25 protein-coding genes are annotated in these 24990 nt (G+C 70.6%); 23 read left to right on the forward strand and 2 right to left on the reverse strand.

Annotation, left to right across the window (positions count from 1 at the left end; genetic code table 11):
• Positions 1-3: 3 nt before the first annotated feature.
• The 3 genes from ACZ4UU_RS08185 to ftsH all read left to right on the forward strand — a co-directional run bounded on the left by ACZ4UU_RS08185 (position 4) and on the right by ftsH (position 6159).
• Complete coding sequence (locus ACZ4UU_RS08185) at positions 4-2451, forward strand: [protein-PII] uridylyltransferase (RefSeq protein ID WP_468037582.1); 2448 nt, start codon at positions 4-6, stop codon at positions 2449-2451.
• A 106-nt stretch (positions 2452-2557) separates the two neighbouring features.
• Positions 2558-4111: a signal recognition particle protein gene (ffh, locus tag ACZ4UU_RS08190; RefSeq protein ID WP_468037584.1), complete on the forward strand. Its 1554-nt coding sequence runs from the start codon at positions 2558-2560 to the stop codon at positions 4109-4111.
• Positions 4112-4221: 110 nt separating this feature from the next.
• The gene (gene ftsH / locus ACZ4UU_RS08195; protein ID WP_468037586.1) at positions 4222-6159 is read left to right on the forward strand and encodes an ATP-dependent zinc metalloprotease FtsH; all 1938 of its coding nucleotides are present in this window, start codon (positions 4222-4224) and stop codon (positions 6157-6159) included.
• Between the two features lie 3 nt (positions 6160-6162).
• On the opposite strand, the gene ACZ4UU_RS08200 is transcribed toward ftsH, so the two are convergent.
• Positions 6163-7020, reverse strand: a complete 858-nt coding sequence (locus ACZ4UU_RS08200; protein ID WP_468037588.1) for an SAM-dependent methyltransferase — start codon at positions 7018-7020, stop codon at positions 6163-6165.
• Positions 7021-7217: 197 nt separating this feature from the next.
• On the opposite strand from ACZ4UU_RS08200, the gene proS reads away from it, so the two are divergent.
• The 18 genes from proS to ACZ4UU_RS08290 all read left to right on the forward strand — a co-directional run bounded on the left by proS (position 7218) and on the right by ACZ4UU_RS08290 (position 22050).
• Complete coding sequence (gene proS / locus ACZ4UU_RS08205; protein ID WP_468037590.1) at positions 7218-8633, forward strand: proline--tRNA ligase; 1416 nt, start codon at positions 7218-7220, stop codon at positions 8631-8633.
• Between the two features lie 261 nt (positions 8634-8894).
• Positions 8895-9491, forward strand: a complete 597-nt coding sequence (locus tag ACZ4UU_RS08210; protein ID WP_468037592.1) for a hypothetical protein — start codon at positions 8895-8897, stop codon at positions 9489-9491.
• A gap of 347 nt (positions 9492-9838) precedes the next feature.
• Positions 9839-10258, forward strand: a complete 420-nt coding sequence (gene rpsP, locus ACZ4UU_RS08215) for a 30S ribosomal protein S16 (RefSeq protein ID WP_062709179.1) — start codon at positions 9839-9841, stop codon at positions 10256-10258.
• 2 nt (positions 10259-10260) lie between these two features.
• Positions 10261-10500 (forward strand): RNA-binding protein, encoded by a 240-nt coding sequence (locus ACZ4UU_RS08220; protein WP_003973401.1) that lies wholly within the window; start codon positions 10261-10263, stop codon positions 10498-10500.
• 83 nt (positions 10501-10583) lie between these two features.
• Entirely contained in the window at positions 10584-11135 is a 552-nt protein-coding gene (gene rimM, locus ACZ4UU_RS08225; RefSeq protein ID WP_468037595.1) for a ribosome maturation factor RimM, read from the forward strand.
• Positions 11135-11968 carry a tRNA (guanosine(37)-N1)-methyltransferase TrmD gene (gene trmD / locus ACZ4UU_RS08230; protein ID WP_468037597.1) on the forward strand — a complete coding sequence of 278 codons (834 nt, stop codon included), beginning with the start codon at positions 11135-11137 and terminating at the stop codon, positions 11966-11968. Before rimM ends, trmD begins: the two co-directional genes overlap by 1 nt.
• A gap of 133 nt (positions 11969-12101) precedes the next feature.
• Complete coding sequence (rplS, locus tag ACZ4UU_RS08235) at positions 12102-12452, forward strand: 50S ribosomal protein L19 (RefSeq protein ID WP_194040127.1); 351 nt, start codon at positions 12102-12104, stop codon at positions 12450-12452.
• Between the two features lie 60 nt (positions 12453-12512).
• The gene (gene lepB / locus ACZ4UU_RS08240) at positions 12513-13235 is read left to right on the forward strand and encodes a signal peptidase I (RefSeq protein ID WP_468037599.1); all 723 of its coding nucleotides are present in this window, start codon (positions 12513-12515) and stop codon (positions 13233-13235) included.
• Positions 13228-14319: a signal peptidase I gene (lepB, locus tag ACZ4UU_RS08245; RefSeq protein ID WP_468037601.1), complete on the forward strand. Its 1092-nt coding sequence runs from the start codon at positions 13228-13230 to the stop codon at positions 14317-14319. Before lepB (ACZ4UU_RS08240) ends, lepB (ACZ4UU_RS08245) begins: the two co-directional genes overlap by 8 nt.
• Positions 14207-15175 (forward strand): signal peptidase I, encoded by a 969-nt coding sequence (gene lepB, locus ACZ4UU_RS08250; protein ID WP_468037603.1) that lies wholly within the window; start codon positions 14207-14209, stop codon positions 15173-15175. The genes lepB (ACZ4UU_RS08245) and lepB (ACZ4UU_RS08250) overlap by 113 nt, the downstream gene beginning before the upstream one ends.
• 143 nt (positions 15176-15318) lie before the next feature.
• On the forward strand, positions 15319-16095 hold the full coding sequence (gene lepB / locus ACZ4UU_RS08255; protein ID WP_468037605.1) for a signal peptidase I: 777 nt from the start codon (positions 15319-15321) through the stop codon (positions 16093-16095).
• On the forward strand, positions 16085-16621 hold the full coding sequence (locus ACZ4UU_RS08260) for an NUDIX hydrolase (RefSeq protein WP_468037607.1): 537 nt from the start codon (positions 16085-16087) through the stop codon (positions 16619-16621). Before lepB (ACZ4UU_RS08255) ends, ACZ4UU_RS08260 begins: the two co-directional genes overlap by 11 nt.
• A 56-nt stretch (positions 16622-16677) precedes the next feature.
• On the forward strand, positions 16678-16986 hold the full coding sequence (locus ACZ4UU_RS08265) for a DUF2469 domain-containing protein (RefSeq protein WP_003993268.1): 309 nt from the start codon (positions 16678-16680) through the stop codon (positions 16984-16986).
• Positions 16987-17103: 117 nt separating this feature from the next.
• Positions 17104-17466: a YraN family protein gene (locus tag ACZ4UU_RS08270; protein WP_468037609.1), complete on the forward strand. Its 363-nt coding sequence runs from the start codon at positions 17104-17106 to the stop codon at positions 17464-17466.
• A 1-nt stretch (position 17467) separates the two neighbouring features.
• A complete protein-coding gene (locus ACZ4UU_RS08275; RefSeq protein WP_468037611.1) occupies positions 17468-19093 on the forward strand; it encodes a YifB family Mg chelatase-like AAA ATPase in 1626 nt (541 codons plus the stop codon).
• Positions 19090-20250, forward strand: coding sequence for a DNA-processing protein DprA (gene dprA, locus ACZ4UU_RS08280; RefSeq protein WP_468037613.1), 1161 nt, complete (start codon positions 19090-19092; stop codon positions 20248-20250). The genes ACZ4UU_RS08275 and dprA overlap by 4 nt, the downstream gene beginning before the upstream one ends.
• Before the next feature lie 304 nt (positions 20251-20554).
• Positions 20555-21397, forward strand: coding sequence for an RNA polymerase sigma factor WhiG (gene whiG, locus ACZ4UU_RS08285; RefSeq protein WP_468037615.1), 843 nt, complete (start codon positions 20555-20557; stop codon positions 21395-21397).
• A gap of 95 nt (positions 21398-21492) precedes the next feature.
• Positions 21493-22050: a TetR/AcrR family transcriptional regulator gene (locus tag ACZ4UU_RS08290; RefSeq protein WP_234763389.1), complete on the forward strand. Its 558-nt coding sequence runs from the start codon at positions 21493-21495 to the stop codon at positions 22048-22050.
• Positions 22051-22180: 130 nt separating this feature from the next.
• Here the strand turns inward: ACZ4UU_RS08290 and ACZ4UU_RS08295 are convergent, their stop codons facing one another.
• Positions 22181-22795, reverse strand: a complete 615-nt coding sequence (locus ACZ4UU_RS08295) for a murein hydrolase activator EnvC family protein (RefSeq protein ID WP_468037617.1) — start codon at positions 22793-22795, stop codon at positions 22181-22183.
• 272 nt (positions 22796-23067) lie between these two features.
• Between ACZ4UU_RS08295 and rpsB the strand changes: the two genes are divergently transcribed.
• Both rpsB and tsf read left to right on the forward strand, forming a co-directional pair.
• Entirely contained in the window at positions 23068-23991 is a 924-nt protein-coding gene (gene rpsB, locus ACZ4UU_RS08300) for a 30S ribosomal protein S2 (RefSeq protein ID WP_468037619.1), read from the forward strand.
• A 152-nt stretch (positions 23992-24143) separates the two neighbouring features.
• Complete coding sequence (gene tsf, locus ACZ4UU_RS08305; protein WP_062723114.1) at positions 24144-24980, forward strand: translation elongation factor Ts; 837 nt, start codon at positions 24144-24146, stop codon at positions 24978-24980.
• Positions 24981-24990: the final 10 nt, after the last annotated feature.

Below are 24990 nucleotides of genomic sequence, written 5' to 3' on the forward strand. Positions count from 1 at the left end.
TGGGTGACGAGCACGGACGTTTCCAAGGATGCAGAGGACTCGGGACCCAGCGGCTATGCGGCGGCCCGGCTGCGTCTCCTCACCGAGGAGGCGCGGTCCGGGCCGCCGCGCCGTTCCGCCCTCGCCGAACTGACCGACGAGTGGCTGACCGGCCTGTTCGCCGCCGGCGCCGAGGGGCTGCGCGGGGTGTCCCTCGTCGCCGTCGGTGGCTACGGCCGTGGCGAGCTGTCCCCGCGCAGCGACCTGGACCTGCTCCTGCTGCACGACAGCGGTGACCCTGGCGCGGTGGCCGCCCTGGCCGACCGCATCTGGTACCCGGTCTGGGACCTCGGCCTCGCCCTCGACCACTCCGTGCGCACGCCCGCCGAGGCCCGTAAGACGGCCGGCGAGGACCTCAAGGTCCAGCTCGGTCTGCTGGACGCCCGGCACATCGCGGGCGACCTGGGGCTCACCGCCGGACTGCGTACGGCGGTGCTGGCGGACTGGCGCAACCAGGCACCCAAGCGGCTGCCCGAACTCCAGGAGCTGTCCGCCGAACGCGCCGAGCGCCAGGGCGAGCTCCAGTACCTCCTGGAACCCGACCTGAAGGAGGCGCGCGGAGGTCTGCGCGACGCCACCATCCTGCGCGCCGTCGCCGCATCCTGGCTGGCCGACGCCCCGCGCGAGGGCCTCGACGACGCCCGGCGCCGGCTGCTCGACGTACGCGACGCCCTGCACCTGACCACCGGGCGCGCGACCGACCGGCTCTCGCTCCAGGAGCAGGACCAGGTCGCCGCCGAGCTCGGTCTGCTCGACGCGGACACGCTGCTGCGGCAGGTGTACGAGGCGGCGCGGGTCATCTCGTACGCCAGCGATGTCACCTGGCGTGAAGTGCGGCGCGTACTGCGCTCGCGCGCCGTGCGGCCGCGGCTGCGCGCCATGCTGGGCGGCGGGAAGCCCACGGCGGAAAGGTCCCCGCTCGCCGAGGGCGTGGTCGAGCAGGACGGCGAGGTGGTGCTCGCCCGTGCCGCGCGCCCCGAACGCGATCCCGTGCTCCCGTTGCGGGCCGCGGCCGCCGCCGCGCAGGCCGGGCTCCCGCTCTCGCTGCACGCCGTACGGCGCATGGCGGCCACCGTGCGCCCGCTGCCCACGCCCTGGCCCGCCGAGGCGCGCGAACAGCTCGTGACCCTGCTCGGCTCCGGCCGTCCCACGGTCGACGTGTGGGAGGCGCTGGAGGCCGAAGGCCTGATCACTGGGCTTCTCCCCGACTGGGAGCGGGTCCGCTGCCGCCCGCAGCGCAACGCCGTGCACATCTGGACCGTCGACCGGCACCTGATCGAGACGGCCGTGCGGGCCTCCGAGTTCACCCGTCGCGTCCACCGCCCCGACCTCCTCCTGGTCGCCGCGCTGCTGCACGACATCGGCAAGGGCTGGCCCGGCGACCACTCGGTGGCCGGCGAGATCATCGCCAAGGACGTCGCCGCGCGGATCGGCTTCGACCGCGACGACGTGGCCGTGCTCTCCGCCCTCGTACGCCATCACCTGCTGCTCGTCGACACGGCCACCCGGCGCGACCTGGAGGACCCGGCCACCGTGCGCTCGGTCGCCGAGGCCGTCGGCTCGCAGGGCACGCTGGAACTGCTGCACGCCCTGACCGAGGCCGACGCGCTGGCCACCGGCCCGGCCGCCTGGTCGTCCTGGCGCGGTTCCCTCGTCGCCGACCTGGTGAAACGGGTCGCCGCCGTGCTCGCCGGGGACGACCTCGACGAGCCCGAGGCCGCCGCGCCGACCGCCGAGCAGGAGCGGCTGGCCATCGAGGCGATGGCGACCGGCAGCCCGGTGCTCGCCCTGCGCGCGCAGACCGAGCCCCCGACGGAGGAGCAGCCCTCCGGCGATCCCGAGCCGCTCGGCGTGGAACTCCTCATCGCCGTACCGGACCAGCCGGGCGTGCTGCCCGCGGTGGCCGGCGTCCTCGCGATGCACCGCCTCACCGTGCGCACGGCCGAGCTGCGCGCCCTGGACCTGCCCGACGGCGTCGAGGGCTCCGTCCTGCTGCTGAACTGGCGGGTCGCCGCCGAGTACGGCTCCCTGCCGCAGGCCACCCGGCTGCGTGCCGACCTCGTGCGCGCCCTGGACGGCACCCTGGACATCGCGGGCCGCCTCGCCGAGCGGGACGCGGCCTATCCGCGCCGCCGGGGTGTCGTGCCCCCGCCGCCGAGGGTGTCGGTGCATCCGGCCGCGTCCCGGCTGGCCACGGTGATCGAGGTGCGTGCCCAGGACGCCCCGGGGCTGCTGTTCCGGATCGGCCGGGCGCTGGAGGACGCGGCGGTGCGGATGCGCAGTGCGCATGTCAGCACGCTGGGTGCCAACGCCGTCGACGCGTTCTATGTCACAGGGCCCGAGGGGGCGCCGCTGCCCAGCGAGGAGGCGGCCGCCGTGGCACGCAAGGTGGAGGAGACGCTGCGGGGCTGAGACCCTGTTCCAAGGCTCTGTACCGAGGGATCCCGGCAACCTGCGCGGCCGGGATACCCTGGAGGGCGATTCCCAGCTGCCACCGACCCCGAGGACCGCGAGCGCCGTGTTCGATACTCTCTCCGATCGCCTCTCAGCGACTTTCAAGAACCTGCGCGGCAAGGGACGGCTCTCCGAGGCGGACATCGACGCCACCGCGCGCGAGATCCGCATCGCGCTCCTCGAAGCGGACGTGGCGCTGCCCGTCGTCCGGACGTTCATCAAGAACGTCAAGGAGCGCGCCCTCGGCGTAGAGGTCTCCAAGGCGCTGAACCCGGCCCAGCAGGTCCTGAAGATCGTCAACGACGAGCTCGTCACGATCCTCGGCGGCGAGACCCGGCGTCTGCGGTTCGCCAAGCAGCCGCCGACCGTGATCATGCTCGCTGGTCTGCAGGGTGCCGGTAAGACCACCCTCGCGGGCAAGCTCGGCCGCTGGCTGAAGGAGCAGGGCCACTCGCCGCTGCTGGTCGCCGCCGACCTCCAGCGCCCCAACGCCGTGAACCAGCTGAGCGTCGTCGCCGAGCGCGCGGGCGTCGCGGTCTACGCGCCGGAGCCGGGCAACGGCGTCGGTGACCCGGTCAAGGTCGCCAAGGACTCCATCGAGCACGCCAAGGCCAAGGTCCACGACATCGTGATCGTGGACACCGCCGGCCGCCTGGGCATCGACCAGGAGATGATGCAGCAGGCCGCGGACATCCGAGACGCGGTCTCGCCGGACGAGATCCTCTTCGTCGTCGACGCGATGATCGGTCAGGACGCGGTCAACACCGCGGAGGCCTTCCGCGATGGCGTGGGCTTCGACGGCGTGGTGCTCTCCAAGCTCGACGGTGACGCCCGCGGTGGTGCGGCCCTGTCGATCCGGCAGATCACCGGCAAGCCGATCATGTTCGCGTCGAACGGCGAGAAGCTCGACGACTTCGACGCCTTCCACCCGGACCGGATGGCCTCCCGCATCCTCGACATGGGTGACCTGCTCACCCTGATCGAGCAGGCGGAGAAGACCTTCGACCAGGCCGAGGCCGAGAAGATGGCCTCCAAGCTGGCGTCGAAGAAGGGCCAGGACTTCACCCTGGACGACTTCCTGTCCCAGATGGAGCAGGTCAGGAAGATGGGCAGCATCAGCAAGCTGCTCGGCATGCTCCCGGGCATGGGCCAGATCAAGGACCAGATCAACAACCTCGACGAGCGCGACGTCGACCGCACGGCCGCCATCATCAAGTCGATGACCCCGGCCGAGCGCCAGGAGCCGACGATCATCAACGGCTCGCGGCGCGCCCGAATCGCCCGCGGTTCCGGTGTCGAGGTCAGCGCGGTGAAGAACCTCGTCGAGCGGTTCTTCGAGGCCCGCAAGATGATGTCCCGCATGGCCCAGGGCGGCGGCATGCCCGGTATGCCGGGGATGCCGGGCATGGGTGGCGGTCCTGGCCGTACGAAGAAGCAGCCGAAGAAGGCCAAGGGCAAGCAGCGCTCCGGCAACCCGATGAAGCGCAAGCAGCAGGAGCAGGAGGAGGCCGCCCGCAGGGCCGCCGCCGCTCAGGCCGGGGGCGCCCTCGGGCTGCCGGGCCAGCAGGCCGGGCAGGACTTCGAGCTGCCGGACGAGTTCAAGAAGTTCATGGGCTGACCCGAGAGCTCAAGGGCTGACAGCTCATCGCGTACGTCATCGAGGGCGCCCTCCCGCAGGGGGCGCCCTCAGCGCATGCCAGGGCCCGGCATCTGCCGTAACGTCCAGATATGAGCAATGCCGCGCCACCACGCAAGGCCCCTGACCAGCCGTGGCGCACCGAGGGCACACCGGACGAGCCGCCCGGGCGGCCCCGTGGCCGACGAGTGCGCGGTCGCTGGTGGGGCCTGATCCTCACCGCGGTGATCGTGTTCCTGCTCGCCTATGTCGGGCTGACGTACCTCGACCGGGGCAACGAGCCGACGATCTCCTACACGGAGTTCAGCAGACAGGTCGACGCCGGCAATGTCGACAAGATCTACTCCAAGGGCGACGCGATCCAGGGTGAGCTCAAGAGCGCCCGGGACAACCCCGACGGCGACGGCGACTACACCCGGTTCAAGACCCAGCGGCCGGCTTTCGCGGACGACGACCTCTGGCAGCAGCTGGACCGCCACGACGTGACGGTGACCGCCCAGCCGGTCGTGAAGGAGCGCGGCGTCGTCTCCAACCTGCTGTTCTCCCTGATCCCGATCGTGCTCCTGCTCGCCGTGTGGATCTTCGTGGCCCGGCGGATGGGAGCGGGCATGGGCGGCGCGGGCGGCATGCTCGGCCGCAAGGCACCCCCCAAGCCGGTCGAGCTCCAGCCCGGCAAGGAGCGCACGACGTTCGCCGACGTGGCCGGCATCGACGAGGTCAAGGGCGAGCTGGACGACGTCGTCGACTTCCTGGAGCATCCCGACGTCTACCGCAGGATGGGCGCCAAGATGCCGCGCGGCGTGCTGCTCGCAGGTTCGCCCGGCACCGGCAAGACCCTGCTGGCGCGCGCTGTCGCGGGCGAGGCGGGCGTGCCGTTCTTCTCCGCCTCCGCCTCCGAGTTCATCGAGATGATCGTCGGCGTCGGCGCTTCCCGCGTCCGCGAACTGTTCGCCGAGGCACGCAAAGTGGCGCCCTCGATCATCTTCATCGACGAGATCGACACCATCGGACGGGCGCGCGGCGGCGGCGCGTCGGTGAGCGGGCACGACGAGCGCGAGCAGACGCTCAACCAGATCCTCACCGAGATGGACGGCTTCTCCGGCTCCGAGGGCGTGATCGTCATCGCGGCCACGAACCGCGCCGACATCCTGGACCCGGCCCTGACCCGCCCCGGCCGCTTCGACCGCGTCGTCAACGTCTCTCCGCCGGACCGCGGCGGCCGTGAGGCCATCCTGCGCATCCACACCCGCGCGATCCCGCTCGCCGAGGACGTGGACCTCACCCAGGTCGCTCGCACGACCCCGGGCATGACAGGTGCGGATCTGGCCAACCTCGCCAACGAGGCCGCCCTGCTCGCGGTCAAGCGCAAACAGGACCGGGTGACCAACGCGGACCTGTCGGAGGCGCTGGAGAAGGTGCAGCTGGGCGCCGAGCGCACCCTGGTCATGCCCGAGGAGGACCGCCGGCGCACCGCCTACCACGAGAGCGGACACGCCCTCCTCGGCATGCTCCAGCCGGGCGCCGACCCCGTACGCAAGATCACCATCGTGCCGCGCGGCCGTGCCCTCGGCGTGACGATGTCGACCCCCGAGGTCGAACGGTACGCACACTCCGAGGGCTATCTGCGCGGCCGCATCATCGGCGCCCTCGGCGGCATGGCGGCGGAACAGGTGGTCTACGGCGTCGTCACCACGGGCGCCGAGAACGACCTCGAACAGGTCAGCAACATCGCGCGCGCCATGGTCGCCCGCTGGGGCATGAGCGAACGGGTCGGCCGGCTGTCCGCCCTGCCGAGCGACCCCCAGCAGGCGTACGGGCTCGCGGCCGCCCCGCAGACCCTCGACGTGATCGACGCCGAGATGCGCCGGATCGTCGACGAGTGCTACGAGGAGGCCTGCCGCAAACTCCAGGACCACCGGGGGCAGTTGAACGCCCTGGCCGAGGCGTTGCTGGAGAACGAGACGCTGGAGGAGGCCGAGGCGTACCGCATCGCCGGGATCACGCGGCTGAAGAAGGACGACGCCCCGTAAGGCTCAGGGCACCCGGGCGATCAGGTACCGGAACACGTTCGGCATCCACACCGTCCCGTCCGGTCGCAGATGCGGATGCAGAGCCTCCGCGACCTCCTTGTCGACCTGCGCCTGATCGGTCGCCGTGATCGCCGCGTCGAACAACCCCGTCGACAGCAGCCCCCGTACCGCACTGTCCACGTCCGCGTACCCGAACGGACAGGCCACCCGCCCCGAGCCGTCGGGCCTGAGTCCCGCGCGCTGGGCGACCTCCTCCAGGTCGTCGCGCAGGGCGGGGCGCCAACTGCCCGTACTGCGCAGGGGATCGGCCAGCTTGGTGGCGACCCGCAGCACGGACGACGTGGCGCAGCGCTCCGGCGGACCCCAGCCGGCCAGCACCACGGGAGCCCCCCGCTCGGCGCGCGGTGTCGCGGCCGCGAGGGCCTCGCCCAGCCCCTCCGAGTCACCCGCGAGGCACCCGATGGGCTCGAACGCGGTCACCAGCGTGTACGCGGGTGCCTCGGGGTCGGCCGAGTCACCGGGCGAGCCGTCGACGAGCCGCGCGTCGGTACGCGCGCGCGTGTCCCACCCCTCGGGCAGCAGCCGCCGCCGGGCCAGGGCCAGTCGTTCGGGGGAGGAGGACTCGACTCCGGTGACGGCCGCGCCTCTGGACGCCGCCATCAGCAGGGCGAGCCCGCTGCCGCAGCCGAGCCCCAGCAGCCGGGTGCCCGGCCCCACTTCCACTCGTTCGTAGACGGCCTCGTAGAGCGGAACCAGCATCCGCTCCTGGATCTCGGACCAGTCACGCGCGCGTGCACACAGGTCCACACGGGCTGCAGCGCCCGCGTGAGGCAGGTGCTGCCGCACGAGCGTAGGTGTCATCTAAAGCGCCCCAATCCGCAGAGAGTTGCCTCTGGCTCCGATTCCGTGGCCCCCGTGACATGCGCTCACATCCCCACGTATGCCAGGAAACTCCGCACCCGACGTCGCGTCCAGGGGTCGCGGAGCCCTGCTTGAGGCTTCCCTGTGTACGTGGCCGAAATTCACATTCCGGCAACGTGGGCCCGTACCATCGCGCCATGGCAAAGGCACCCGTACTGACGCCGCAGGCGGAGGACTTCCCGCGCTGGTACCAGGATCTGATCGCCAAGGCGGAGCTGGCCGACAACGGTCCGGTGCGCGGCACCATGGTCATCCGGCCGTACGGGTACGGGCTGTGGGAGCGGATGCAGGCCGAGATGGACGCCCGGATCAAGGAGACGGGTACGCAGAACGCGTACTTCCCGCTCCTGATCCCGCAGTCGTACCTCACCCGCGAGGCGGACCACGTCGAGGGCTTCGCTCCGGAACTCGCGGTCGTCACGCACGGCGGCGGCAAGGAGCTCGAGGAGCCGGCGGTCGTCCGCCCCACCTCCGAGATGATCATCAACGACTACTTCTCGAAGTGGGTGCAGAGTTACCGCGATCTGCCGCTGCTGATCAATCAGTGGGCCAACGTGGTCCGTTGGGAACTCAGGCCGCGCCTGTTCCTCCGTACGACGGAATTCCTGTGGCAGGAGGGCCACACCGCGCACGCCACCTACGAGGACGCCCGGGACTTCGCCGCGCACATCCACCGCGAGGTCTACGAGGACTTCATGGTGAACGTCCTCGCCATGGACGTCGTGGCCGGTCGCAAGACCGTCAAGGAGCGCTTCGCCGGTGCGGTCAACACCCTCACGCTCGAAGGGATGATGGGCGACGGCAAGGCCCTCCAGATGGCCACCAGCCATGAGCTGGGCCAGAACTTCGCCAAGGCCTTCAACACCTCGTACCTGTCGAAGGACGGCACCCAGGAACTGGTCTGGCAGACCTCCTGGGGCTCGACCACCCGCATGATCGGCGCCCTCGTGATGATGCACGGCGACGACAACGGCCTGCGCGTCCCGCCGCGCCTCGCGGGGATCCAGGCCGTCGTCCTCGCCATCAAGGGCGACGAAGCGGTTCTGGCCAAGGTCCGCGAGATCGGCGATCGGCTGAAGGCGGCCGGCATCCGCGTCCATGTCGACGACCGCACCGACACCCCCTTCGGCCGCCGCGCGGTCGACTGGGAGCTCAAGGGCGTGCCCGTCCGCATCGAGGTCGGCCCCCGTGACCTGGACAACGGCACCGCGATGCTGGCCCGCCGCATCCCGGGCGGCAAGGAACCGGTGCCCGTCGAGTCGCTCGTACGACTGCTCCCCACAGTCCTCGAAGAGGACCAGGCGCTGCTGCTGACCCAGGCCCGCGAGCGTCGCGAGTCCCGCACCACCGACGTGACGACGGTCGACGAGGCCGTCGAAGCGGCCCTCGGCGGCGGCTGGGCTCGCGTCCCGTGGGCGAGGCTCGGCGAAGAAGGCGAGGCCACACTGGCCGAGCACGCGGTCACCGTACGGTGTCTGGTCGCCGAGGACGGGTCGGTGCCGGACGCCGACGACGCGCCCGGTAACGTCGCGGTCGTGGCACGCGCTTACTGAGCGGACGCACGTGGGGAACGAGAGCGACCGAATCGCCTCTTGCGCATCCGCGAACCACAGCCACACCGGCGCGTGGACGGGGCGTACGCGCCGGCGCGTACGTCAGACTACGCACCGGTTGGGTATGAGCTGTGAGGCTTCTCCGCAGATCGGCGCACCCGCCCTCGTCATGACGCATCATTCGCAACTGACGGGTACGTGCAAATTATTTGGGATGGCCCGGAATCGGAACACAGCGGCACTCCGGCTCGTTGTCATTACGTGAGCACGACACAGACACCACCTGTTCTCGCCGCAGAGCTGGCAGAGGCGTGGGCCGACATTCAGCGGTACCACCCCGAGCTGCCGGATCTCGCCGCGCCAGAGTCCCTGATCGGGGAGTCGTCGTCCGCCTGCGGTCACGAGCTCTCCTTCGAGCGACTGCTTCACGAGGCAGTCCATGGCATCGCCGCCGCGCGCGGCGTCCGCGACACGTCCCGGGCCGGCCGCTACCACAACCGCAGATTCCTCGCCATCGCCGAGGAACTGGGCCTGGACCATCCCGAGGAACCGCACCCGAGCAGCGGTTTCTCCCTGGTCACGCTCAACCCCGAGGCCAAGCGCCGCTACCGCCCGACCATCGAACGCCTCCAGCGCGCCCTGAAGGCCCACACCGCGGCGACCTCCGCCGACACCGGCAGGACCTTCCGGGGCCCGGCCGCCCGTCACGGCTCCTCCGGCGGCGGCGTCCGCGTCAAGGCGGTCTGCGACTGCGGCCGCAATGTCCGGGTCGTTCCGTCGGTGCTGGCGCAGGCGCCGATCGTGTGCGGCGGCTGCGGGAAGCCGTTTCGGATTCCCGAGGTGGTCGGAGCGGCGTAACGGCGCCTCGTCGGGCACCGGCATCTCGTGGCTGCCGGTCGGGGACGTATGGCTTACGTGGACGCGTCGGGGTGCCGCCGGGGCGGCACCCCGCGGCGCCGGGCTGCACGACGCCGTGACGGCACCTGAAGCGCCCGGCGCCGCTCAGGCGTGCCCTGCCCCAGCACCCCTCGCCGCCCCCGGCCAAGGCGACCCGCAGGGTGTGGCACAATGACTAGCTGTACTCGACAGTCGCACAGGACCCCTCTCTCCTCCGGCTGACGCGTCCATCGGGCACTCGGGTACCGCAACCCCACGCGGCATTCTCGCCGTGCCCAACCACGTCAAATCCAGGAGAACCCACTCCCGTGGCAGTCAAGATCAAGCTGAAGCGTCTGGGCAAGATCCGTTCGCCTCACTACCGCATCGTCGTCGCCGACTCCCGTACCCGTCGTGACGGTCGTGCGATCGAGGAGATCGGCAAGTACCACCCGACGTACAACCCGTCGGTCATCGAGGTCGACGCGGACCGTGTCGCGTACTGGCTGGGTGTCGGCGCGCAGCCGACCGAGCCCGTGCTCGCCATCCTGAAGAAGACCGGCGACTGGCAGAAGTTCAAGGGCGAGCCCGCCCCGGCGCCGCTGCTCGTCGCCGAGCCGAAGAAGGCTCGCCCGTCGTTCGAGGCCCTCGGTGGCGACGACGAGGGCAAGGGTGAGGCGATCACCCAGAAGAAGAAGGCTGACAAGAAGGACGAGGCCGCGGCCGAGTCCGAGTCGACCGAGGCCTGAGCATGCTCGAGGAGGCTCTCGAGCACCTCGTGAAGGGCATCGTCGACAACCCTGACGATGTGCAGGTCGCCTCGCGCAACCTGCGTCGCGGGCGTGTGCTGGAGGTCCGGGTCCACCCCGACGACCTCGGCAAGGTGATCGGCCGCAACGGCCGCACCGCACGCGCTCTGCGCACCGTCGTGGGCGCCATCGGCGGCCGCGGTGTCCGCGTCGACCTCGTCGACGTCGACCACGTCCGCTGACGCCGAACGCAGCACCGGCTCGGGCCGGGGAGGGCCACTGGGCCGTCCCCGGCCCGTAGTCGTACGACAGGAGATCTGAACTCGTGCAGCTGGTAGTCGCACGGATCGGCCGCGCCCACGGCATCAAGGGCGAGGTCACCGTCGAGGTCCGTACCGACGAGCCGGAACTGCGGCTCGCCCCCGGCGCCGTCCTGGCCACCGACCCGGCCGCCACCGGGCCGCTCACCATCGAGACCGGCCGGGTCCACAGCGGCCGGCTCCTCCTGCGCTTCGAGGGGGTCAAGGACCGCACCGCCGCCGAGGCGCTGCGCAACACCCTCCTCATCGCCGAGATCGACCCGGACGAGCTGCCCGAGGAAGAGGACGAGTACTACGACCACCAGCTCATGGACCTCGACGTGGTGACCGCGGACGGGGTCGAGGTCGGTCGTATCACCGAGATCTCGCACCTGCCGTCCCAGGACCTCTTCATCGTCGAGCGGCCCGACGGGAGCGAGGTGATGATCCCCTTCGTCTCGGAGATCGTCACCGAGATCGACCTGGAGGAGCAGCGGGCCGTCATCACCCCGCCGCCCGGCCTGATCGACGACCGGGCCGAGGTGGCCTCCTCGCGCGACGCGGAGGCCGAGGACTGATGCGGCTCGACGTCGTCACGATCTTCCCCGAGTACCTGGAGCCCCTGAACGTCTCCCTCGTCGGCAAGGCACGCGCGCGTGGACAGCTGAACGTCCATGTGCACGACCTCCGCGGCTGGACGTACGACCGCCACAACACGGTCGACGACACGCCGTACGGCGGCGGACCCGGCATGGTCATGAAGACCGACCCCTGGGGCGACGCGCTGGACTCCGTGCTGGCCGACGGCTACGAGACGGGATCCGGCGCGCCGACCCTGATCGTGCCGACGCCCAGCGGGCGGCCCTTCACCCAGGAACTCGCCGTCGAGCTGTCCGAACAGCCCTGGCTGATCTTCACGCCGGCCCGCTACGAAGGCATCGACCGCCGGGTCATCGACGAGTACGCCACCCGTATGCCGGTCCACGAGGTGTCCATCGGCGACTACGTCCTCGCCGGCGGCGAGGCGGCCGTACTGGTCATCACGGAGGCCGTGGCGCGCCTGTTGCCCGGCGTCCTCGGGAACGCCGAGTCCCACCGGGACGACTCCTTCGCGCCCGGCGCGATGGCCAACCTTCTGGAAGGCCCCGTCTACACCAAGCCGCCCGAGTGGCGCGGCCGGGACATCCCCGACGTGCTGCTCAGCGGCCATCACGGCAAGATCGCCCGCTGGCGCCGGGACGAGGCGCTACGGCGGACCACGGCCAACCGACCCGACCTCATCGAGCGCTGCGACCCCAAGGTCTTCGACAAGAAGGACCGCGAGATGCTCTCCATCCTGGGCTGGATGCCCGATCCGGAGGGGGAGCGGTTCGGCCGATTTTGGCGCAGGACAGAGGGCGTGGAAGAATAGGCGGCTGTTGTGCGTCGTCCGGCGTGCGCCCCTGCCACAGGGGGACACGACGCCCGCCCCGACACGGACAGCATCCTTCGAAACACCTAGCTCCCGCCTATGACCTGTGGCATGGGCGAAGAAAGCAGACGAAATGTCTCACCTGCTCGACACCGTCGACGCCGCGTCGCTGCGGAGCGACGTCCCGGCCTTCCGCCCGGGCGACACCGTCAACGTCCACGTCCGCGTCATCGAGGGCAACCGCTCCCGTGTGCAGCAGTTCAAGGGCGTTGTGATCCGCCGCCAGGGCGCCGGTGTCCGCGAGACCTTCACGGTCCGCAAGGTCTCGTTCTCCGTCGGCGTCGAGCGCACCTTCCCGGTGCACACCCCGATCGTCGAGAAGATCGAGCTCGTCACCAAGGGTGACGTCCGCCGCGCCAAGCTGTACTACCTGCGCGACCTGCGCGGCAAGGCGGCGAAGATCAAGGAGAAGCGCGAGAACTGAGCGCTTTCGGGGGCTCGCCCCCGCGGGGTCCGAAGCGGGGCCGGATAACATCTGGCCCCGATGGACACCGAAGCACAGCAGACGGAGCGCGACCGCTCCTCCCGCCCTTCCGACTCCGAGGAGATCTCGGACACGGAGGGACAGGAGGGACGGTCGCGTTTCGCGTTGGTGTCGCGGATCACCGAGTGGCTCCCGGGCGGGCGGATCAGCCTGACCCTGCTGGTCTTCCTGACCCTTCTGCTGGTGCTCAACACGTTCGTGCTACGGCCGTTCGAGATTCCCAGCGGATCCATGGAGTCCGGATTGAGGATCGGCGACCGCGTTCTCGTAAATAAGTTGGCGTACCGTTTCGGTGCCGAACCGCGGCGCGGTGATGTTGTCGTGTTCGATGGAACTGGGTATTTCGGGGATGCCGACTACATCAAACGCGTTGTGGGTGTGGGGGGAGACCACGTGGTCTGCTGTGACAAGGAGGGGAGGATCCAGGTGAACGGCCGGTCGGTCGACGAGTCGACGTTCCTGTTCCCCGGAGACAGCCCGTCCACGGTGCGCTTCGACGTCCTCGTACCCGACGGCAGGCTGTTCGTCCTCGGCGACCACCGCAGCGCCTCCAGTGACTCCCGCGACCATCTGGGCTCGCCCGGCGGCGGGATGGTCCCGGTCGACGACGTCATCGGCCGCGCCGACTGGATCGTATGGCCGGCCGCCCACTGGACCCGACTGCACCGTCCGGACGCCTACGCGCGCGTGCCCGCAGCCGCAGCGGAGGGCACGCATGGGTAATCGTGGCAAGCCGCGGGGCGTACCCAGCAGTGCCGCCGACAATCTCCTCCCCACCGGTTCCCGGCGTGCCGCCAGCCCCGCCGGCGGTCGTACCCGCGCGGAGCGGCGCAAGCTCCAGCGCAAGGTCAAACGCCGCCGCAGGCGCTCCGCGATGAAGGAGATACCCCTTCTCGTCGGCGTCGCCGTCCTCATAGCGCTGGTCCTGAAGACCTTCCTCGTCCAGGCCTTCGTGATCCCGTCCGGCTCCATGGAGCAGACGATCCAGATCGGCGACCGCGTCCTGGTCGACAAGCTCACCCCCTGGTTCGGATCCAAGCCGCAGCGCGGGGACGTCGTCGTCTTCAAGGACCCCGGCGGCTGGCTCCAGGACGAGCAGACGACGGTGAAGAGGGAGGACCCCGTCGTCATCAAGCAGGTCAAGCAGGCACTCACCTTCATCGGACTGCTGCCGTCGGACGACGAGAAGGACCTCATCAAGCGCGTCGTCGGCGTCGGCGGTGACCGCGTCAAGTGCTGTGACACGCAGGGCCGGGTCACCGTCAACGGCGTGCCCCTGAACGAGGACTACCTGTATCCCGGCAACGCCCCGTCGAAGACGGACTTCGACATCACCGTCCCGCAGGGCCGGCTGTGGGTGATGGGTGACCACCGGGCCAACTCCGCGGACTCCCGGGCGCATCAGGACAGGGACTACGGCGGCACGGTCTCCGAGGACGAGGTGGTCGGCCGCGCCATGTGGATCGCCTGGCCCTTCGGCCACTGGAGCAGCCTGGACGAGCCGAATACCTACGCTTCCGTGTCCGACTCGGCCACCGGGTCGACCGCCTCCGACCCGCTGTCGCATAGGGTTGCTTCCGACGATTCGAACGGAACGATCCAACTCCCGACCCCTGCGGAACTCCCGCTCGTTATGGGAGTGGTGGGCCTGCGCCGCGCATGGGGCAGGCAGCGGCACAGAGTAAGGAGTTGGCGTGGGGGATGTGGCGGTTGGCGCACGGTCCGGGCACGACGGCGAGGAGCACCGCGGACGTCCCGTGGGCGCCGCCGACCCGGCCGCGGACGGCGCCGTGACCTCCGGGAATGACTCCGGAGGGGACGGCGACGCAGGAGGGTCGGGCGGGCAGCCCCCGACCGGCGGTGAGGGATCCGGGGCGGTCCCCAAGCCGAAGAAGCAGCGCTCCTTCTGGAAGGAGCTGCCCATTCTCATCGGCATCGCGCTCGTCCTCGCGCTGCTGATCAAGACGTTCCTGGTGCAGGCGTTCTCGATCCCGTCCGACTCGATGCAGAACACCCTCCAGCAGGGTGACCGCGTCCTGGTGGACAAGCTCACCCCCTGGTTCGGCTCCGAGCCCGAGCGCGGCGAGGTCGTCGTCTTCCACGACCCCGACAACTGGCTGGCCGGCGAGCCCACCCCCGACCCGAACGCCCTGCAGACCTTCCTCAGCTGGATCGGCCTGATGCCGTCGGCGGAGGAGAAGGACCTCATCAAGCGCGTCGTCGGCGTCGGCGGCGACACGATCGAGTGCGAGGGCACCGGGCCGCTGAAGGTCAACGGCAAGGCGCTGAGCGAGGCTTCCTACGTCTATCCGGGCAACACGCCGTGCAGCCAGGACGACCAGGGCGGCCAGTTCAAGGTGAAGGTGCCCGAGGGCTTCATCTGGGTCATGGGCGACCACCGGCAGAACTCCCGCGACTCCCGCTACAACCAGTCCGACAAGAACCACGGCATGGTCCCCGTCGACGAGGTCGTCGGCCGCGCCATCGTGATCGCCTGGCCGATCAACCGCTGGGACAACCTGTCGGTTCCGGACACCTTCGAGCAGAACCTGAGCGCCCGGTCCGTCGCCCTGACGGTCGCCCCGCAGGGGCTCGCCCTGGCCGGCGCGGTGCCGCTGGTGCTGTGGCGTCGGCGCCGGATCGCGGCGGCCGAGACTCGCTGACGGGCCGGCACCTTCCAGGGGCGGCGCAGACCTCGCTGCCCCGCCCGGTGCCGGGAGCTTGGAAAAGCTTTGCCGAGCCTGTGACCGCAGGGGTCTCGGGAGGGGCTGCCCGCTGTCGGTACCGCCGGGTAGGGTGCGGACCCATGGGTGGCGAGAGCACGACACGTACGGCGCCGCGTAGCGGTGGCGCGAGCAGGGGCCCGGCGGGCAGCCGGACCGGACAGCGGTTGTCCGGGCTGGCCGTGGCGCTGGGCCTGGTGCTGTTCCTGGGCGGGTTCGTCTGGGGAGCGGTGATCTACCGGCCGTACACCGTGCCCACCAGTTCGATGGCGCCGACGATCGGTGCGGGCGACCGGGTGCTGGCCCAGCGCGTCGACGGCGGCGAGATACGCCGGGGCGACGTCGTCGTCTTCACCGACAAGACCTGGGTGAGCAACGCGCCCGTCGTCAAGCGCGTGGTCGCGATCGGCGGCGACACCGTGGCCTGCTGCACGGACGGCAAGCTGACCGTCAACGGCAAGCAGATCGACGAGCCGTATCTGGCCAAGGACGGCCTGGCCGAACTCCAGAACTTTCCCACGGTGACGGTCCCCAAGGGCAGGCTCTTCCTGCTCGGCGACGAGCGCAGCGGCTCCCTGGACTCCACGGCCCACCTCACGGACGCCGCCCGCGGCACCGTCGCGCGCAGCGCCGTGTCGGCCCGGGTGGACGCCGTCGTCTGGCCCATGGACGGCATGCTGGAGCGCCCCACGAGCTTCGAACAGCTCGGCGCGCTGTCGCCGCCGGGGCCGCTGCGGACGATGGTCGCGCTGATCGTCGTCGGCGGGGTACTCGTCCTCGGCGGCGGTGCGTACGGCCCGATCGCGAACCGGCGGAGCAAGCGGGCCCGGTCGGGCACGGAGGCCGCGAGTGTCCGCTGACCCGACGGACACGAGCACGAACCCTTACGGGGACTCGTACGACGGCGGGCTGCGCAAGGTCGCCCGAGTCGTCCTCCTGGACCCGCGGGACCGCATCCTGCTGCTGCACGGCCATGAGCCGGAGGATCCCGCCGACGACTGGTGGTTCACCCCGGGCGGGGGCGTCGAGGGCGCCGAGAGCCGTGCGCAGGCCGCGTTGCGGGAACTCGCCGAGGAGACCGGCATCACGGAGGTCGAACTCGGCCCCGTGCTGTGGCGGCGAAGGTGCTCCTTCCCGTTCGCAGGGCGCCGCTGGGACCAGGACGAGTGGTACTACCTGGCCCGCACGACGCAGACGGAGACCCGGGCCGTGGCGCTCACCGAACTGGAGCGGCGCAGCGTCGCCGGAGCGCGCTGGTGGACGTGTGAGGAACTTGCCCAGGCACATGAGACGGTGTATCCGACCAGACTCGCCGAGCTGCTGCGCACTCTGCTCGACGAAGGTCCCCCTGCCCGGTCCGTGACCCTTGACCCCGAAATTGTCTAGGTGCTGACGGGACTGGCGCACAATGGTGGGATCGCACGGCTGAAGGGGAACATGCCATGAGCGCCGAGGACCTCGAAAAGTACGAGACCGAGATGGAGCTCAAGCTCTATCGGGAGTACCGCGATGTCGTCGGTCTGTTCAAGTATGTGATCGAGACCGAGCGCCGCTTCTATCTGACCAACGACTACGAGATGCAGGTGCACTCGGTCCAGGGTGAGGTGTTCTTCGAGGTGTCCATGGCGGACGCCTGGGTGTGGGACATGTACCGGCCGGCGCGGTTCGTGAAGCAGGTTCGCGTGCTCACATTCAAGGACGTGAACATCGAGGAGCTGAACAAGAGTGATCTCGAGCTCCCGAGTGGATGACGCCCGGTGATGTTCACCCGCAGGGGTGAGGGAGATATCCACAGTCGCGGACTTGTCCACCAAGATCCAATAGCTCGCTGAGCTGCCCTCATCGTTGGCGCCGGAGGTGGTGCCGACATGAACGCACGCAGTGCACTCGGCAGGTACGGCGAGGATCTGGCCGCGCGGCGGCTGGCCGAGGCCGGGATGACGGTGCTGGAGCGCAACTGGCGCTGTGGCAGGACCGGAGAGATCGACATCGTCGCCAGGGACGGCGACGTGCTGGTCGTGTGCGAGGTCAAGACCCGCAGGACCAGCGGCTACGAGCATCCGATGGCCGCGGTCTCCCCCGAGAAGACGCGGCGCCTGCGGGGCCTCGCGGAACACTGGATCCACGCGCACGGCGGCGCTCCACCCGGCGGCGTGCGCATCGACCTGGTCGGCATCGTCCTGCCCGACCGCGGCGCGCCCGTGGTCGAGCACGCGCGGGGGGTGGCCTGACATGGGGTTCGCGCGGACATGCTCGGTCGCCCTGGTGGGCGTCGAGGGGGTCGTGGTCGAGGTCCAGGCAGACCTGGAGCCGGGGGTCGCGGCGTTCACGCTGGTGGGACTGCCGGACAAGAGCCTGACGGAGAGCCGGGACCGGGTGCGGGCGGCCGTCGTCAACTCGGGCGGCGAGTGGCCGCAGAAGAAGCTCACCGTCGGGCTCAGCCCGGCATCGGTCCCCAAGGCGGGCAGCGGCTTCGACCTGGCCGTCGCCTGCGCCGTCCTCGGCGCCTGCGAGCGGATCGATCCAAAGGTTCTCGCCGACATCGTGATGATCGGTGAGCTGGGCCTTGACGGACGCGTGCGTCCCGTACGGGGCATCCTGCCCGCGGTACTGGCGGCGGCGGACGCCGGCTACGAGCAGGTCGTCGTACCGGAGTGCGCCGCGGCCGAGGCATCGTTGGTCCCGGGCGTCTCCGTCCTGGGCGTGCGCAGCCTGCGCCAGCTCATCGCCGTCCTCGCGGACGAACCCGTACCCGACGAGGAACCCGACGACCAGGGCCGCCCCGATCCGCTGCTCGCGGGACTGCGCGTGCCGGGGACGGGCGCGGCCACGGGCATCCACAGCATGGGCGCCGCCCAGCCCGACCACGGGCACGACCTGGCCGACGTGGTGGGCCAGATGTCGGCGCGTACGGCCGTGGAGGTCGCCGCGGCGGGCGGGCACCACCTGTTCCTGGAAGGGCCGCCCGGCGCCGGCAAGACGATGCTCGCGGAGCGACTGCCGGCCATCCTGCCCCGGCTCGCCAGGGAGGAGTCACTGGAGGTCACGGCGGTGCACTCGGTGGCGGGACTGCTGCCCCCGGGCAAGCCCCTGATCGACGTCGCCCCCTACTGCGCCCCGCACCACTCGGCGACCATGCAGGCGCTCGTCGGCGGTGGCCAGGGCATCGCGCGGCCCGGAGCGGTGTCACTGTCCCATCGAGGCGTCCTCTTTCTGGACGAGACGCCCGAGTTCGGCAGCCAGGCCCTCGATGCTCTGCGGCAGCCCCTGGAGGCCGGTCACGTGGTCATCGCGCGCAGCGCGGGTGTCGTGCGCTTCCCGGCGAAGTTCCTGATGGTGCTGGCCGCGAACCCGTGCCCGTGCGGCCGCTTCTCCCGGACGGACGAGTTGTGCGAGTGCCCGCCCTCGGCGATCCGCCGCTATCAGGCCCGGCTGTCCGGACCGCTGCTCGACCGGGTCGACCTCCGCGTCGAGGTGGACCGGGTCACCCGCGCCCAGCTGACCGAGCGCGGCGCCCGGGGCGAGTCCACCGCGACGGTCGCCGACCGGGTGCGGGCGGCCCGTGAGCGGGCGTCGGCCAGGCTCGCCAGTACGCCCTGGCGGACCAACAGCGAGATCCCCGGACGGGAGCTGCGCAGCCGCTGGTACGCCGCGATCGGTGCCATGGACGAGGCGGAACGGAACATGGAACGCGGTGTGCTGACCGCCCGCGGACTCGACCGTGTCCTGCGCGTCGCCTGGACCGTCGCCGACCTCGTCGGCCACGACCGGCCCGACGCGACGGACGTCGCCCTGGCGCTGCAACTGCGCACCGGTGTGCCGCGCGGTGTGCCCATGGCCATCGGGGCGCTGACATGACGGGCAGCGGGACTCCGGACGACGAACTCCTCGGCCGGGTCTTTCTCAGCCGGGTCGTCGAGCCCGGCGACGAGGTCGCCGGGCGGTGGGTGCGCGAGTACGGCGTGGGGGAAGTGGCGCGGCGGTTGCGGGAGGGGACGGAGGCCCTGCCGGGGGTGAGCTACAAGCGGTGGGAGGGGCTGCGGGCGCGAGGGCTGCGGGCCGACCCCGGTCGGGATCTCGCCGCCGCCCGGGAAGCGGGGGTGCGCTTTCTCCGTCCCGGGGATGTCGAGTGGCCGGGACAGCTCGACGATCTGGGGGACGCCCGGCCGATCGGGTTGTGGGTGCGAGGGCGGGCCAGCCTGCGGATGTGGGCGTTGCGGTCCGTGGCCGTCGTCGGGGCCCGGGCGTGCACCGAGTACGGCGCGCACATGGCGGCCACGCTGGCCGGCGGGCTCGCCGAACGGGGCTGGGTGGTCGTCTCCGGCGGTGCCTACGGCGTCGACGGAGCCGCGCACCGGGGCTCCCTGGGCGCCGGGGGAGCGACCGTCGCCGTGCTCGCCTGCGGGGTCGACCGGCCCTATCCGCGCGGTCACACCCAGTTGATCAACAGGATCGCCGAACAGGGGCTCGTGATCGGTGAGCTGCCGCCGGGGGACCATCCGACACCCAGCAGATTCATCGTGCGGAACCGGGTGATCGCCGCCCTGACCCGGGGCACGGTGGTCGTGGAGGCCGCCCACCGCAGCGGCTCACTGGTCACCGCCCGGGCCGCACAGCGCCTCGGACGTCACACGATAGGGGTGCCGGGCCCGGCCACCAGCGGCCTCTCCGCTGGGGTGCACGAACTCCTGCGCACCGACGCCGTGCTCGTCACCGACGCCGCCGAGGTCGTCGAACTCGTGGGGGACATGGGAGAACTCGCACCGGAGCGACGCGGGCCCGTCCTGCCGCGCGATCTGCTGGAGCCGGCGGCGCGCAGAGTCCTGGCCGCGCTGCCCGGCCGCCGCGCGGCCGGAGCCGACGAGGTGGCACGCGGCGCGCAGACCACCGAGGACGACGCGGTCGCGAGACTGTACGAACTCCGCTCACTTGGTTACGTCGAACGACACAGCGACGGCTGGAAGTTGACACGCCAGGCGATGATCTCCGTTCGGGCCGCTCGCAGTGGATGTTGACCGAGCGTGTTCGGCCGTACGGGGGAACACGGACGCCCTTGTGAATTCCCCCAGTTGGGGTGTTCCGATGATCACGTAGAGCGACCGTGATGCCCCGGCAGGGCGTCCAGCGGAACGTATCTGCGTGCGGCTGGTGCTCCGCCCTTCGCGCACCGCGACACTTCAGTCACGCTACGCTCACATGAATTCCGACGCAGACCGGCACCTCGACACCGGAAGGTCCACAGAACGGCACCAGTGCGACATCAGACCGACAGATCCTCCAGGAACCCCCACATCACGGCAGAACGGCACAAGGCAACGAATGCCCCAGCACACCTCCGGGTCCGACCGGGCGGCCACCCCCCCAGCCGCCCGTGACGGTGGCAGCGTGCGGCCGCCCGCTCCCTCGACGCTCGACGAGCTGTGGCGGTCGTACAAGGCGACGGGGGACGAGCGGCTGCGCGAGCAGCTGATCCTGCACTACTCGCCGCTCGTCAAGTACGTGGCGGGCCGGGTGAGCGTCGGCCTTCCGCCCAACGTCGAGCAGGCCGACTTCGTCTCCTCCGGGGTCTTCGGGCTCATCGACGCGATCGAGAAGTTCGACATCGACCGGGAGATCAAGTTCGAGACATACGCGATCACGCGGATCCGGGGCGCGATGATCGACGAGCTCAGGGCGCTCGACTGGATCCCGCGGTCGGTGCGGCAGAAGGCGCGGAACGTGGAGCGGGCGTACGCGACGCTGGAGGCGCGGCTGCGGCGCACGCCGACGGAGGCGGAGGTGGCCGTCGAGATGGGCATCGCGGTGGACGAACTCCACGCGGTGTTCAGTCAGTTGTCGCTGGCCAACGTGGTGGCCCTGGAGGAGCTGCTGCACGTCGGGGGCGAGGGCGGCGACGGGCTGAGCGTCATGGACACGCTGGAGGACACCGCCGCGGACAATCCGGTCGAGGTGGCCGAGGACCGGGAGCTTCGGCGGTTTCTGGCGCGGGCGATCAACACGTTGCCCGAGCGGGAGAAGACCGTGGTGACGCTGTACTACTACGAGGGGCTCACGCTCGCCGAGATCGGGAACGTGCTGGGGGTGACCGAGAGCCGGGTCAGCCAGATCCACACCAAGTCCGTGCTCCAGCTGCGGGCGAAGCTGGCCGGCTTCGGTCGTTGACCTGGCGGGACGTGTGTGGGGTTGCGCGGAGTGACTCCCGTCGGCGGGGGTGCGTCCGTACAGTGGTTGACGTGCCAAGGATTCGAGCGGCCTCCGTGGCCGAGCACCGGTCGATGCAGCGAGCCGCCCTGCTGGACGCGGCTCGTTCCCTGTTGTCCGAGGGCGGGACGGAGGCGCTGACCTTCCCGGCCCTCGCCGAGCGGACGGGCCTCGCGCGGTCGTCCGTGTACGAGTACTTCCGCTCCCGGGCCGCCGTGGTCGAGGAGCTGTGCGAGGTCGACTTTCCCGTGTGGGCCGCGGAGGTCTCGGCGGCGATGGAACGGGAGGCCACGGCCGAGGGCAAGGTCGAGGCGTATGTGCGCCGGCAGCTGGCGCTGGTCGGGGACCGGCGGCACCGTGCTGTCGTGGCGATCTCGGCGAGTGAGCTGGACGCGGGGGCCCGGGAGAAGATCCGGGCGGCGCACGGCGGGCTGGTCGCGATGATCGTCGAGGCGCTGAGGGAGATGGGGCACGCGGAGCCTCGGCTGGCGGCGATGCTGTTGCAGGGTGTGGTGGACGCGGCTGTGCGGCGGATCGAACTGGGGGCGGCGGAGGAGCCTTCGGCGATCACGGACGCGGCTGTCTCCATGGCGTTGCGGGGAGTTCGGGGCTGAGCCCCGCGGTGATCCCTGCGGGGCTGGGCGGGTGGTTGCGCTGCCCGGATCCGGTGGGCGCCCGGCGTCGGGGTTGACGCTGGGCGTCGCGCTGCCCGATGCGAGCGTCAGCCGTGGTCGGCCATGTCTGCTAGGGCGGCAGCGGCACCCCCAGTACCGGCAGCAGCCTCGATGGCCCCCGCTGGAGTAGCCACGGGGGTAGGAGTGACAGTGGGTCCAGGTAGGTGTCGCCCTTCCGGAGGCCCCAGTGGAGGCAGACAGCCGTGCAGTGTGAGCCCGTCGGCTCCACCGTTCCCACGAGCTCTCCCGCCTCGACCTCGTCGCCCTTCCGCACGGTCGCCTCCACCGGCTCGTACGTCACCCGCAGTGGTGGATCTCCGGTGTCCGTCAGCTCCACCGACACGACGCCCCTTCCGGCGACGCGGCCCGCGAACGACACTCGTCCGGCCGCCACCGCTCGTACCGGAGCCCCGGCGGGAGCCGTCAGATCCACGCCGCGGTGGCCGGGGCCGTACGGGTTCCTCGGGGGTTCCCAGCCGCGGAGGATCGGTGGGTGTGAGCCCACGGGCCAGGCCCGGCCGACCGCCGGCACCGGCGGGTCCGGTGCGGCAGGGCGTACGACCATGGCGCTCGGGGTCAGGGGCAGTCGGGGGACCGGTGCCAGCAGGGCGGTCGCCGTCAGGAGCAGCAGCAACATCAGCCGTCCGCATGTCCGTGCCGCCCCCGGCCGTCGTTTCTCTCGCATGGCGCAACCGTCCCGCACCCTCGCCGATCATGGCCGGGATCTGTGGACAACTCTCCGGTTGTGGACAGCGGCGTCACCCGGGGCCTCGCGGGTCCCGTACACTTCTTCTGGCGATCCGGGTCACCGGGTCGACTTCGCACGCCCCGATACGTCCACCGGAAACGGTCCGTATCAGCGCCCCTCGGTCCTTCGTGGCACGGCGCATGTGGGCGTCAGGCGCGGAAGCCGTCCGGCATCCGCGGCACAACCGAGAACATTCAAGGAGTGCGGCCATGGCCGTCGTCACGATGCGGGAGCTGCTGGAGAGCGGCGTCCACTTCGGTCACCAGACCCGTCGTTGGAACCCGAAGATGAAGCGCTTCATCTTCACGGAGCGCAACGGCATCTACATCATCGACCTGCTCCAGTCGCTGTCGTACATCGACCGCGCCTACGAGTTCGTCAAGGAGACCGTCGCCCACGGCGGCACGGTCATGTTCGTCGGCACGAAGAAGCAGGCGCAGGAGGCCATCGCCGAGCAGGCCACCCGCGTCGGCATGCCCTACGTCAACCAGCGCTGGCTGGGCGGCATGCTCACCAACTTCTCGACCGTCTACAAGCGCCTGCAGCGCCTCAAGGAGCTTGAGCAGATCGACTTCGAGGACGTCGCGTCCTCCGGTCTGACCAAGAAGGAGCTGCTGGTCCTCTCCCGCGAGAAGGCCAAGCTGGAGAAGACCCTCGGCGGTATCCGCGAGATGCAGAAGGTGCCCAGCGCCGTCTGGATCGTGGACACCAAGAAGGAGCACATCGCGGTCGGCGAGGCCCGGAAGCTCAACATCCCGGTCGTCGCCATCCTCGACACCAACTGTGACCCCGACGAGGTCGACTACAAGATCCCGGGCAACGACGACGCGATCCGCTCCGTCACCCTGCTCACCCGCGTGATCGCCGACGCCGTCGCCGAGGGCCTCATCGCCCGCTCCGGCGTCGCCACCGGCGACAAGGGTGAGAAGGCCGCGGGCGAGCCGCTCGCCGAGTGGGAGCGCGACCTGCTCGAGGGTGAGAAGAAGGCCGAGGAGGCCCCGGCCGCCGCCGAGGCCCCTGCTGCCGAGGCGCCCGCCGCTGAGGCTCCGGCCGCCGAGGCCCCCGCCACGGAGGCTCCGGCCACGGAGGCTCCGGCCACCGAGGCTCCGGCCGCCGAGGGCGAGCAGGCCTGACACCGTCGGCGTTGACGGCGGGAGCGGCATGAAATCCGCTCCCGCCGTTCACCCGTAGGTCGACGGAAGGTCGGCGGCACCGGCTACTCCTCGGGAGCCGCAGACCCCGTAGATCTTCGATCTTCCAGACTTCGAGAAAGATTCACAGACTCATGGCGAACTACACCGCCGCTGACGTCAAGAAGCTCCGTGAGCTCACCGGCGCCGGCATGATGGACTGCAAGAAGGCGCTGGACGAGGCCGAGGGCAACGTCGAGAAGGCCGTCGAGGCGCTCCGGATCAAGGGCCAGAAGGGCGTCGCCAAGCGCGAGGGCCGCTCCGCCGAGAACGGCGCCGTGGTCTCGATCATCGCCGACGACAACTCCTCCGGCGTCCTCGTCGAGCTGAAGTGCGAGACGGACTTCGTCGCCAAGGGCGAGAAGTTCCAGGCCGTCGCCAACCAGATCGCGCAGCACGTCGCCGCGACCTCCCCGGCCGACCTCGACGCCCTGCTCGCCTCCGAGATCGAGGCCGGCAAGACCGTCCAGGCGTTCGTGGACGAGGCCAACGCCAACCTCGGTGAGAAGATCGTCCTGGACCGCTTCGCGCAGTTCGCCGACGGCTTCGTCCTCGCGTACATGCACCGGACGATGCCCGACCTGCCCCCGCAGATCGGTGTCCTGGTCGAGCTGGACAAGCCGAACGCCGAGGTCGCCAAGGGCGTCGCCCAGCACATCGCCGCCTTCGCGCCGAAGTACCTCTCCAAGGAGGACGTGCCGGCCGAGGTCGTCGAGTCCGAGCGCCGCGTCGCCGAGGAGACCACCCGCGCCGAGGGCAAGCCCGAGGCCGCCCTGCCGAAGATCGTCGAGGGTCGCCTCAACGGCTTCTTCAAGGACGCCACGCTGCTCGGCCAGCCCTACGCGCTCGACAACAAGAAGTCCGTCCAGAAGATCCTGGACGAGGCCGGTGTCACCCTGAAGCGCTTCTCGCGTATCAAGGTCGGCATCTGAGTCCGTGCCG

The sequence above is a fragment of the Streptomyces sp. NPDC028907 genome (assembly GCF_055564995.1).